This window comes from Hyphomonas sp., assembly GCF_040882205.1.
Taxonomy (GTDB): Bacteria; Pseudomonadota; Alphaproteobacteria; order Caulobacterales; family Hyphomonadaceae; genus Hyphomonas.
Genome location: NZ_JBBEBT010000364.1, coordinates 1 through 9,838, shown reverse-complemented (window position 1 = coordinate 9,838; position 9,838 = coordinate 1). Strand labels below are relative to the sequence as shown.

The window sequence follows — 9,838 nt, the reverse complement described above, 5'->3', positions numbered from 1 at the left end:
CCGTCCACCACGCCCGAGGAATTACCGGCATGGTGAACGTGGTTCACCTTGCCTTCGATCTGCGGGTACTTGCGGGTGACCATGTTGCCATAGGTGTTGCCCGTGTCGTCGACCGGGATGTCCATGTACATGTTGAACACGGTCTTCAGGCCGGCGAGGCTTTCCATCGTCGTGTTCGGACGCGGGAACTCTTCCTTGTCGAGCGCAAGTGTTCCGTCCACGTTGTAAACCGGCACGACCGACTTGTCGAAGCGGCCTTCGGCGATGGCGCGGGCGGCGCGTTGCTGGCTGACCACGGCGAGGCGGTCAACGGCTTCGCGGTCGATGCCTTCCAGCGTCGCGATGGCATCGGCGCAGACGCCTTGCTGCGATTGCGGATGCTTGGCGCGCAGGCGCAGGTTGCCCACGTCCATGGTGGGCGGGGATTTCGGATCGGCGGTCGAGGAAGTGTAGCTCATCATCTCGCAGCCGCCGGCGATGACGCAGTCTTCCATGCCGGACATGATCTGCGCCGCAGCGAGCGACACGGTGGTGATGCCAGAGCCGCAGAAACGGTCGAGCGTGACGCCCGAGGCCTTGATGTCGTAGCCGGCATCGAGGGCGGCCATGCGGCCCATGTCGGCGCCTTGCGCGCCGCGCTGGCTGGAGGTGCCCCAGATGATGTCGTCAACGGTGGCGGTGTCGAGCTTGTTGCGCTCGGCCAGCGCGCTCAGGACGGTCGCTGCGAGATGTTGGGGGTGCATGTGGGCGAGGGCGCCCTTGCCAACTTTGCCAATCCCGCGCGGGGTGCGGACGGCGTCAATGATATAGGCTTCGGCCATGATGAATCTCCCTTTGTGGACTGCCCTTTGGCTGGGGGCGTCGCAGATTTTTGCCTTACGCGAACGTAAGCGTAAGCGGAAGCCGTGACGCGGGGGCAGCCGCTGCGACACGCTCCCGGACGGCAGGGCCTGTCCGGGGCTGGCAAACTGTGAGATAGATTCCGCACGGGAGAGACGCGCATGGCGCAGATCCGCGGACCAATCTGGAAACTGGCGCTGGCGCTGGCGCTGTCTGCCCAGGCCATCATGGGCATGCCCGCCCTTGCGGCAGAGAGGCTCGTGATCCCGTTCCAGATCAGCGACCTCGAGCACATGCAGATTCCGCTCGAGATCAATGGAACGACGATCACCACCGGCGTGCTCGACACGGCTGCAACCTTCCCGATGATCGACGGGCGCATCGCCCTGCGCAGCGGCGTCATTGCCCCGGATGCCTCCACGCCGCGCGTCAGCATCCTCGGTGTGAATGGTGCGAAGGACTATTCCATCGTCCGGCTGGGAAGCGTCAAGGCCGGCAATGTGCGCCTCAACGCGGTCGAGGCCGCCTATAGCCGGGATCTCGACATTCCGGGCACGGCGGCCAACATCCTGCCAGCCTCCGCCTTTCCGGGCGACATCCTCGAGTTCGATTTCCGTACGCGGAAAATATCTGTCTATGACGGCAGGCCCGACAAGCCGGGGAATGCGCTCTACGACACAGTACCCTATGAACTCGACGGCGGGCTGATGTTCGTCAGCATCCGCATCAACGGTCGCAAGGGGCGCGCGCTGATCGATACCGGCTCGAACCTCACTTACGTCAATTCCGTTTTCGCCGACCTTTCCGGCCTCAAGACCAATCCCGAGAAGACGCAGCTGTTGCAGGGCGCAACCGGCGGCGATCAGTCAATGCGCGTCGCCCCTGCCCGCAGGGTGCGGCTCGGGGACTTCAACTTCGAGAATGCAGACCTTTTCGTGTCCGATCCCGAACTCTTCCGCTTGCTGGGTATCAGCGAGGAACCCGTGATGGTTATCGGCCTGGACCTGCTGTCCGAATTCCGGGTGCAGATCGACCGGCGCCGCAGCCGGATGGTACTCAGTCTTCCGGCGGCGCCTTTCCGGCAGGTCGGTATCGACCTGAACGCGCGTGACACGCGCCTGGGCGAATAGCCGGCCTGGCCAAACGCCCCATAAGCATGCGTCAGCACGAGGCTGATCGCATGCAGGCTGCGGTCGATCTCGTCGGGCGGGCCGGTGATGCCCTCATGGATGCGGTCATGGCCACAGCCGGTCGCCCGGCCGGAGCCGGGTTCGGTGAGATCGGCCAGCGGCTCGTCCACTCTGCCATAGCGCGGAAAGATCCGTTCCAGGACTTCTGCTGCTTCGGAAAGGCGCAATTCCTTCGCCAAGCGAACGATGTCGCGCTGACGGCGAACCTGCTCTACTGGACGGGCGCGTCGTTGATCGGCGCCTGGGTGCTCGCGGCCCGGCTCGGCACAGGCGCCGACTTTCTGACGATTGCGAAAGCCTTCTTCATCACGGCCGCTGCCTTCGGCGCGCTCAGCCTGTGGTTCTACACCACCCGCCGGGATCTGTCGGCCTTCGGAACAATTCCTGTAATGGGCGTAGTGGGCCTGGTGCTCGCCTCCCTGACCAACCTGATCTTTCAGTCCTCACTGCTCAGCTTCGCCATCTCGGTGATCGGCGTGGTTGTTTTCTCGGCGCTCACGGGCTTTGACACGCAGCGCCAGAAGCAGGGATACGATACCCTTGAAGGGGATGTGCGCTCGATGGCAGTGGCCACCAGCCTCGGCGCTCTCTCGCTCTGCCTGAATTTCGTCAACCTCTTCCAGTTCATCCTGTCCATCCTCTCGCCGCGTGAGGAATAGGCAACCGCTGGAGATAGAATGGCCGGCGGAGCAGCTTCATTGCGCCGCCGGCATTGTTTTGTGCTTCAGGAAACCAGGCAAAAAAATCCGCCGGCGGGGAGAGGGTTACCCGCCGGCGGTAAGTGGCGCTCGCCGGCTATCGCCGCCGTGCGGTCTGGAGAGGCGAGGCTGCAACCGCCGTCGCAGCTTGAAGAACACGCTGTCTCCGGGCGCGCCGGGCCGGCGTTGCGGCCTTGCGCGGCTTGTCTTGAAACAGCATGTCGAAGTCCGCAGGCCAAAGCATCTCAGATGCCCCGCAATCCGCTGGTGCGCCGTGCACGGACTTTCCGGCGCCTGCGCCAGTCCCGGCGCTCCGGCTGGCCGGGCCGCGCAGCGATGGGCGTTGCCTGCGCAGTCGCCGGAAGTTGGCCTTGTCCGGCTACACCGACATGGCCATTGGTATGGATATTGTAGCTCATGGTGGTCTCCTCATTGCGAACCGCTATCTGGTTCACGGGTGAAATGGGGCTTGTAAATTGATAGTTCCAATCTAACTATTCTTTATATTCGATAGCTAAAGGCTATGATATGAGACCGACCCTTCGCCAGATGCAGTACCTGGTCGCCATTGCCGATACCGGCAAGTTCGGCGATGCCGCCCGGCACGTGAATGTCAGTCAGCCAAGCCTGTCTGCGCAGATTGCAGAGATGGAAGTGAGCCTCGGCGTCCAGCTTGTCGAGCGCTCCCGTCGCGGCGCCATGCTCACCATTGCGGGCCAGGAGCTGGTGCGCCGTGCACGCAACATCCTGCGCGAGGTGGAAGACCTGAAGGCGGTTGCGCGCTTCGGCCGGGCCGAGCTTTCTGGCCGCCTGCGCCTCGGCGTCCTGCCGACCATCGGTCCCTATCTCCTGCCGCTCGCCAGCGGCGACCTGCACAAGCGCTTTCCCGACCTGCGCCTCAGCGTACGCGAGGAGCGCACCATCGATCTCGACGAGCATCTGCAGGCCGGCGAGTTCGACACGATCATCTCCTCTGCCATCGACCACGAGAACGTTCATCACGAAGTCCTCTTCTCGGAGCGGCTCTATGTGTGCGCGCCCGCCGAAGATGCGCTCTCGCAAGGTGAAGGTCCGGTGCGCCTGAAGGATCTCAAGGGCCATGCCCTGCTGACCCTCGGCCAGGGCCACCGCCTGAATGCGATCATTCGCGAGCTCGCGGCCGCTTCCGGCGCCGTCGTCAGTTCGGAATATGAGGGCACCAGTCTCGATGCGGTCCGCCTGATGGCGGAGATGGGCGCCGGCGTTGCCGTCCTGCCGAGCCTCTATGCGCTGTCCGAAGCGCGGCGAAACAAGGGTCTGAATGCGCGCCTGATTGATCACCCGCTGGCCCGGCGGGAAGTGTCGCTGATCTGGCGGGACACCTCGCCGCTGGCGGCCAGCCTGAAGGGACTTGCCGGCCCTTTGCGGGCCGCTGCTGAAAAGGCTCTCCGCAACGAATAGGCCGGCGTCGATAGTCTGAAGCTATCGAGCGCATCCCATCTATCAATTAGCGCCTGCGACACGTCCTCCGCTAGAGCCCTGCCGCAGACGGAGGCAGCCTGCCTTGCGGCAGGAGAGCCGGCCCGCATGGACATCGCCCTCGCCACCCTTCTGTCGCCGATTGTCCTGTTCTTTTTGCTTGGCCTTGGGGCAGCGCTGCTTAAATCCCAGATGACTATCCCGGAGGCCTTCGCGAAAGGCCTTGCGATCTACCTGATGATGTCGATCGGCCTGAAGGGCGGCGTTGCCATCTCCAAGGGCGACCTTGGCTGGGATGCCGGCTTCGTGATGATCTCGGCCGTCGCGCTGTCCTTCCTCTTGCCAGTCATCGCCTACGGCCTCCTGCGCCTCACCACGCGCCTCGGTGCGGTCGATGCGGCCGCGACCGCGGCGCACTACGGCTCCATCTCCATCGTCACCTTCGTCGCTGCCGGCCAGGCCATTGCCGCTGCCGGCCTCGAAACCTCGGGCTATCTCGTCGCCGTCGCCGCGCTGATGGAAGTGCCGGCGATCATCTCGGCACTGATCATCGCACATCGCAGCCCTGGCAGCCAGGAAAGCGTTGCCGGATCGGACCGGGGCGAGCTCGCCCGCGAAGTGATGCTCAATGCGTCGGTCGTTGTCCTGATCGGTTCGCTGATGATTGGCTGGATCAGCGGCGAGGGGGGTATGAAGACCGTTGCGCCCTTCTTTGTGGAGCCCTTCCAGGGCGTGCTCTGTCTCTTCCTGCTGGACATGGGCCTCTCCGCCGGCCGGGGCCTGCGCAATGGCTGGCGCCAGCTTGGCCCCGGAGCGATTGCCTTCGGTGTCTACATGCCGCTCGTCTCCGGCCTCCTTGCGACCGGCGTCGCAGCGCTCAACGGCATGGGCACGGGCGACGCAGCTTTGCTCATCACACTCGCAGCCTCGGCCTCCTACATCGCCGTGCCCGCTGCGATGCGCCTCGCCCTGCCGAAAGCGCGGCCCTCCATCTATCTCACGCTCTCGCTCGGCATTACATTCCCGTTCAATCTCATCCTTGGCCTGCCGCTGTATATCTGGCTGGCAAAAGCCATCACGCCAGGAGCCGCCTGACACATGCACACGCGCCACCGCCTTGAGGTTATCATCGAGCGCATGGCCGCGCCGCGCGCCTGCAATATCCTCGAGGCGTCCGGCCTCACCGGCTACACGCTCCTGCCGGCCATTTCCGGCTTCGGCGGAAACACGCGCTGGAGCCGTGATACGGACATGTCCGCCTCCAGCGACATGGTCGTGATCATCTCCCTCGGCGCCGATGCGCAGGTCCAGGCCGCGCTGGTGGACCTCGAACGGCTGCTCGGCAGTCACATTGGTGTACTGAGCATCGGTGAAGTGAAGGTCCTCCGGCCGGACCGCTTCTGACTTCCGCACAAGGCAAGAGCGCCGCCCCGGTATCCGGAGCGGCGCCCAGCCGTTCAGAAGTCGAACAGGTCCAGCAGCCTGGACTTGCGATCCATCCGCGCACGGCGGGAGGGGCCATCGTCGTCAGAACCATCCTCGCCCCGGCGCAGGCGCGCGCGGGAAGGGATTTCCTGTTCAGCATCTTCCCGGATTATCCCGATCAGCTTCTCGAGTTCGCCACGGTCGAGCCAGACGCCGCCGGTGGTGGGGCAGACGTCAATTTCGATCCCGTAACGGCGGATAGTGCGCATAGGGGCGCCGTCAATCGGCGAGGTGTGCAGCGGCATGATCAGTGTCCCCCGCCCAATTGCTGCACAGGCGCCGAAGCTGCTGTTGGCGCCCGTGGCCATCGCCGCGTACGCGTAGAAGTGCTGCGGATGCGCTTTTGCCGTTTCGCTTCAAGGATAAGGTCGCGATAGGCGAGACGCAGCTTTTTCAGAGATGTGATGTAGAGAGTGTCGGGCGCGGGCGACTTCAGGGCGTCCTCGATCCGCCGCTCGAGGGCGCCATGGCGCTGGACCAGGGCGTGGATGTAGTTGGATGACATGGCATACTCCTCTTGCTTGGCTGCGGGAGTCGCGGCGGGCCTTCGGGCAATGTCTGCACTGAGCCGGCACCGGAATTTCTCCCGGTGCGGTCCGACATCGCAGGCGCCTCCCCGGGGGGGAGCGCCGCCTGCCAGAGGGGCCCGGTCCGCACACGGAGTATCTGGCTACGGCGCCCGCGATTTGCAAGTGAGCGCCCTGCCGAAAGGACCGGCTTCATCTGACGTTTATGTCAGGCTCGCCCTGGAGGGCGCCCTGCCATGCCCTGTAAAAGCAGTCGCTGGCACCTGTCACGGCGATGCCAGGGTTTGCATCTGACACCTTGCGCCGGGATTTCCAGGGGTTAGGCAGGCATATGCCCTATACACTGACAGCTCTGACCGATCTCCTGCAGGCCCCCTTTGACGAGATCATTGATGTTCGCTCGCCTGGCGAGTTTGCCGGGGACCATGTGCCCGGCGCCATCAACCTGCCGGTGCTGGACGACGAGGAGCGCGCCCGCGTCGGCACCCTCTACAAGAAGGAGAGCGCTTTTCTGGCCCGGAAGATCGGCGGCGCGCTTGTGGCCAAACGAACGGGCGCCAGCATTGAGGCGCACTTGCTGGACAAGCCGGGCAGTTACCGGCCGCTGGTCTATTGCTGGCGCGGCGGCATGCGGTCCGGCGCCTTCGCAACCATCCTGAGGCAGATCGGCTGGCGCGCCGAAACAGTAGAGTGCGGTTACAAGTCCTACCGCCGGCTGGTCGTCGACCTGCTGCACCGCCCGCCTGGCGAGGGCGGCGTCCTGACCGGTCCTTTGGTCATACTCGACGGCAATACCGGAACAGCCAAGACGGAGCTCCTGCAATACCTCGCGGCGCAAGGGGCGCAGATGCTGGACCTCGAGCGCCTCGCGGGACACCGCGGCTCGCTGTTCGGCGAACTCGAACCAGGCCAGCCCTCGCAGAAGGCGATGGAGAGCGCGCTCGCCATGAAAATCGTGTCGTTTGACCCTGCGCGTCCGGTCTTTGTGGAAGCCGAGTCAAGCCGGATCGGCCGGCTGACCCTACCGCGCGTCCTGTGGGACAACATGCGGCGCGCGCCGCGGGTCCGGATCGAAGCGGAGCTGGACGCGCGCGGCGCCTACCTTGCCGGGGCTTACGGCGATGTCGCTGCGGACGCCGAGCGGCTGACCCGGACGATCGACCGGTTGCGGCCCTATCAGGCGGCAGACCGGATCACGGCCTGGCATGACCTCGCCGCCGCCGGGCGCACGGAAGACCTCGCCCGCGAGATCGCTGCACATCACTACGATCCGAAGTATGCGCGCCAGCGCGCCCGCGATACGCAGCCTGAACTCGGAACGGTCCGTCTTTCGGATTTTTTGGCGCCGACGCTGGAGCGCGCGGCCGCCGAGATCATCGCGCTGACAGAGCGCGGGGCTGCGACACTCAGGTCACTTTGATCGCGGGAGCTCCTCCGGTGATCGTCCCGATAACCCAGCCGGTTTCTCCGGCGGCGGCCAGTCGCGCCAGCAGCCCGGGCGCGAGGGTTTCCGGGACAGCGGCCAGCAGGCCGCCTGCTGTCTGAGGATCGAAGAGCAAGTCGCTGGCTGGCGAGGCCGGGCGTGTGATCCGTCCGCTCAGGGATGCATTGGATTGCCAGATCGAAGAGCGCAGGCCTTGTCCTGCCAGCCGTTCCGCCCCCGGCATCAGGGGAATGGCCGAGAGAGAAACCTCGGCTGCCGCGCCGGAGGCTTCCAGCATGTTCATCAGGTGCCCGGCGAGGCCGAAACCCGTCACGTCGGTCATGGCGTGGGCGCCGGGCGCAAGGATGCGCGAAGCGGCTGCGAGCGGTCGCTGCATGATGTCCACTGCCTGCCGCACGTCGTCGCCGCGGGCTGAGCCGCGCATATGCCCGGCAAGAATAACACCGGATCCGATCGGCTTGGTCAGCATCAGCACGTCGCCCGGACGCGCCCCGTCCAGCCCCACAGCCGGACCGTCCAAAAGTCCGGTCACGGACAGGCCGATGGTCAGCTCACGTCCCATGCTGGTGTGCCCGCCGACAAGATCTGCCCCTGCGCTGCGCAGCACCTCGCTGACGGCCGCTGTGACCTCGGCCACGGTCGCCGCCTGCAGCCGGTCGCTCATGCGCGGTATGATCAGCGACAGGAGCGCAGACTGGGGCCGCCCGCCCATTGCCCAGACATCGCCGAGCGCGTGGACGGCGGTGATCCGGCCCATCAGGAAGGGGTCGTCGATGAAGGCGCGCAGATGATCGGTGGTGAATACCTGCAGCTGTCCGCCTGTGCGCAGCACCGCGCTGTCATCACCGGGTCCGCGCACCGTGTCGTCCCGCATGGCGGGGCCGATGTCCTTGAGCGCCGCGGTCAGGATCGGCCGCCCGACCTTCGAGCCGCACCCGCCGCAGAGCATGTCCGGCGGTGCGCCGCCTGCTTCGTCAAGCGCCCGCTCGGCCGGCGGCTCAGGGGCGCGCATCGCCGGCAGATCATTCAGCCGCGCCATGAAGGTGCGGTCGATATGGTCCTTCAGTGACCAGACCCGGCGGCCCGCCAGTGCGAGGAAATGCTTGTGTCCGACGGCGGTCTTGTCGCCCATCGAAATCAGTTTCAGGTAATCAGTCTGCGGATTATAGGCTGTGAGCGGCGCGCCGGAGAGGGCTGCCTTCAGGTTGTGCAACAGGACAGGCGCTTCGCGCACAGCGAACACGCCGGCCTTGGGGCGCGGCGCGTGGGTAAGGTGAGCGCAGTCGCCGACAGCAAACACATCGGGATCATCCAGGGTCCGCAGGTCCGCGCCAACATTTATGAACCCGTCCGTATGCGCGAGGCCGGTTCGTGCAATCCAGTCATGGGCGCGCGCCCCGGCAGCGCTGACGATGAAGTCTGCTGCCAGCGTCCGTCCATCGGAGAGTTCCGCCGCGCCCTGACGCAGGTGTACAATGCTTGTTCCGGTCCGGATCCCGACGCCCAGCTTTCCGCAAGCTGCAATGAGGCGCCGCCGCGTTCCGGCATGCGCCGCGGCAAGAATGTTGCGGCCTGCTTCGATCAGGTTGACCTGCGAATCCGGGAGGCCCGCAGCACGAAGCCTGTGCGCCATCGCGAGCGCAAGTTCCACCCCGGCCACGCCGGCGCCGATGACAATACACCGGGCAGGCGCGCGCCGCGCCTGCCGGTCCTCCACGAAAGCCTGCCAGGCGGCGGCAAACGGGCCCATCGGTTTGACGGAATGGGCGAAGTCATCAAAGCCGCCGATGCCCGAAAGCGCCGCCGTGGCCCCGATATCGAATGAGGCGATATCATAACGCACTGGCGGGCGGCCTGCGAGATGAACCAGCCGGGCCTCCCGGTCGAGCCCGGTGGCATTGTCGAAGATGATCCGTGCACCCGCAAACCGTGCAAGGCGCACAAGGTCTATCTGTATGTCGCGCAGGGTGTAGTGGCCGGCCACAAAGCCCGGCAGCATGCCGGTATAGGTTGCGCAGGCGCCGGGATCGATCAGCGTCAGGCGCGCGCCCGGCAGGGGCTTCATCCCCCAGCGGCGCAGAACCAGCGCATGCGTGTGCCCGCCGCCGACCAGCACGAGGTCTCTGGAAAGGGGCCAGTCAGTGTCCATGGCATCCGGGGGTTCAGTATGGCTCGGTCTGAAGTGCTTTAAGGGAC

Annotated in this window: 11 protein-coding genes; 6 read left to right on the top strand and 5 right to left on the bottom strand. The window is 65.4% G+C overall.

All coding sequences use genetic code 11. The annotated features are described in order from the left end of the window. The coding region (locus WEA77_RS15850; RefSeq protein ID WP_368068837.1) for an acetyl-CoA C-acyltransferase at window positions 1–821 on the bottom strand (821 nt) is incomplete at its 3' end. 180 nt (window positions 822–1,001) lie between these two features. Here WEA77_RS15850 and WEA77_RS15845 point away from each other — a divergent pair. Next, the gene (locus tag WEA77_RS15845) at window positions 1,002–1,970 is read left to right on the top strand and encodes an aspartyl protease family protein (protein ID WP_368068836.1); all 969 of its coding nucleotides are present in this window, start codon (window positions 1,002–1,004) and stop codon (window positions 1,968–1,970) included. Window positions 1,971–2,020: 50 nt separating this feature from the next. Continuing rightward, window positions 2,021–2,689, top strand: a complete 669-nt coding sequence (locus WEA77_RS15840; RefSeq protein ID WP_368068835.1) for a Bax inhibitor-1/YccA family protein — start codon at window positions 2,021–2,023, stop codon at window positions 2,687–2,689. A 284-nt stretch (window positions 2,690–2,973) separates the two neighbouring features. Here WEA77_RS15840 and WEA77_RS15835 read toward each other — a convergent pair whose 3' ends face one another. Next, entirely contained in the window at window positions 2,974–3,147 is a 174-nt protein-coding gene (locus WEA77_RS15835) for a hypothetical protein (RefSeq protein ID WP_368068834.1), read from the bottom strand. A gap of 109 nt (window positions 3,148–3,256) precedes the next feature. On the opposite strand from WEA77_RS15835, the gene WEA77_RS15830 reads away from it, so the two are divergent. The 3 genes from WEA77_RS15830 to WEA77_RS15820 all read left to right on the top strand — a co-directional run bounded on the left by WEA77_RS15830 (window position 3,257) and on the right by WEA77_RS15820 (window position 5,590). Then, window positions 3,257–4,168 carry a LysR substrate-binding domain-containing protein gene (locus tag WEA77_RS15830; RefSeq protein ID WP_368068833.1) on the top strand — a complete coding sequence of 304 codons (912 nt, stop codon included), beginning with the start codon at window positions 3,257–3,259 and terminating at the stop codon, window positions 4,166–4,168. A gap of 126 nt (window positions 4,169–4,294) precedes the next feature. Then, entirely contained in the window at window positions 4,295–5,281 is a 987-nt protein-coding gene (locus tag WEA77_RS15825; RefSeq protein ID WP_368068832.1) for a sodium-dependent bicarbonate transport family permease, read from the top strand. A 3-nt stretch (window positions 5,282–5,284) separates the two neighbouring features. Further along, window positions 5,285–5,590: a DUF190 domain-containing protein gene (locus WEA77_RS15820; protein ID WP_368068831.1), complete on the top strand. Its 306-nt coding sequence runs from the start codon at window positions 5,285–5,287 to the stop codon at window positions 5,588–5,590. Between the two features lie 53 nt (window positions 5,591–5,643). On the opposite strand, the gene WEA77_RS15815 is transcribed toward WEA77_RS15820, so the two are convergent. Together WEA77_RS15815 and WEA77_RS15810 are read right to left on the bottom strand one after the other, a co-directional pair. Then, complete coding sequence (locus WEA77_RS15815) at window positions 5,644–5,916, bottom strand: zf-TFIIB domain-containing protein (protein ID WP_368068830.1); 273 nt, start codon at window positions 5,914–5,916, stop codon at window positions 5,644–5,646. A gap of 2 nt (window positions 5,917–5,918) precedes the next feature. After that, entirely contained in the window at window positions 5,919–6,176 is a 258-nt protein-coding gene (locus WEA77_RS15810) for a YdcH family protein (RefSeq protein ID WP_368068829.1), read from the bottom strand. Window positions 6,177–6,529: 353 nt separating this feature from the next. On the opposite strand from WEA77_RS15810, the gene mnmH reads away from it, so the two are divergent. Further along, window positions 6,530–7,618, top strand: a complete 1,089-nt coding sequence (gene mnmH, locus WEA77_RS15805) for a tRNA 2-selenouridine(34) synthase MnmH (RefSeq protein ID WP_368068828.1) — start codon at window positions 6,530–6,532, stop codon at window positions 7,616–7,618. Here mnmH and selD read toward each other — a convergent pair. Continuing rightward, window positions 7,605–9,791, bottom strand: coding sequence for a selenide, water dikinase SelD (gene selD, locus WEA77_RS15800; RefSeq protein WP_368068827.1), 2,187 nt, complete (start codon window positions 9,789–9,791; stop codon window positions 7,605–7,607). The genes mnmH and selD overlap by 14 nt on opposite strands. Window positions 9,792–9,838: the final 47 nt, after the last annotated feature.

Excerpts from the sequence above, each read along its gene's own strand:
- WEA77_RS15845 (WP_368068836.1), top strand. The coding sequence starts at position 1,002 with ATGGCGCAGATCCGCGGACCAATCTGGAAACTGGCGCTGGCGCTGGCG.
- WEA77_RS15840 (WP_368068835.1), top strand. The coding sequence starts at position 2,021 with ATGCAGGCTGCGGTCGATCTCGTCGGGCGGGCCGGTGATGCCCTCATG.
- WEA77_RS15835 (WP_368068834.1), bottom strand. The coding sequence starts at position 3,147 with ATGAGCTACAATATCCATACCAATGGCCATGTCGGTGTAGCCGGACAA.
- WEA77_RS15830 (WP_368068833.1), top strand. The coding sequence starts at position 3,257 with ATGAGACCGACCCTTCGCCAGATGCAGTACCTGGTCGCCATTGCCGAT.
- WEA77_RS15825 (WP_368068832.1), top strand. The coding sequence starts at position 4,295 with ATGGACATCGCCCTCGCCACCCTTCTGTCGCCGATTGTCCTGTTCTTT.
- WEA77_RS15820 (WP_368068831.1), top strand. The coding sequence starts at position 5,285 with ATGCACACGCGCCACCGCCTTGAGGTTATCATCGAGCGCATGGCCGCG.
- WEA77_RS15815 (WP_368068830.1), bottom strand. The coding sequence starts at position 5,916 with ATGCCGCTGCACACCTCGCCGATTGACGGCGCCCCTATGCGCACTATC.
- WEA77_RS15810 (WP_368068829.1), bottom strand. The coding sequence starts at position 6,176 with ATGTCATCCAACTACATCCACGCCCTGGTCCAGCGCCATGGCGCCCTC.
- mnmH (WP_368068828.1), top strand. The coding sequence starts at position 6,530 with ATGCCCTATACACTGACAGCTCTGACCGATCTCCTGCAGGCCCCCTTT.
- selD (WP_368068827.1), bottom strand. The coding sequence starts at position 9,791 with ATGGACACTGACTGGCCCCTTTCCAGAGACCTCGTGCTGGTCGGCGGC.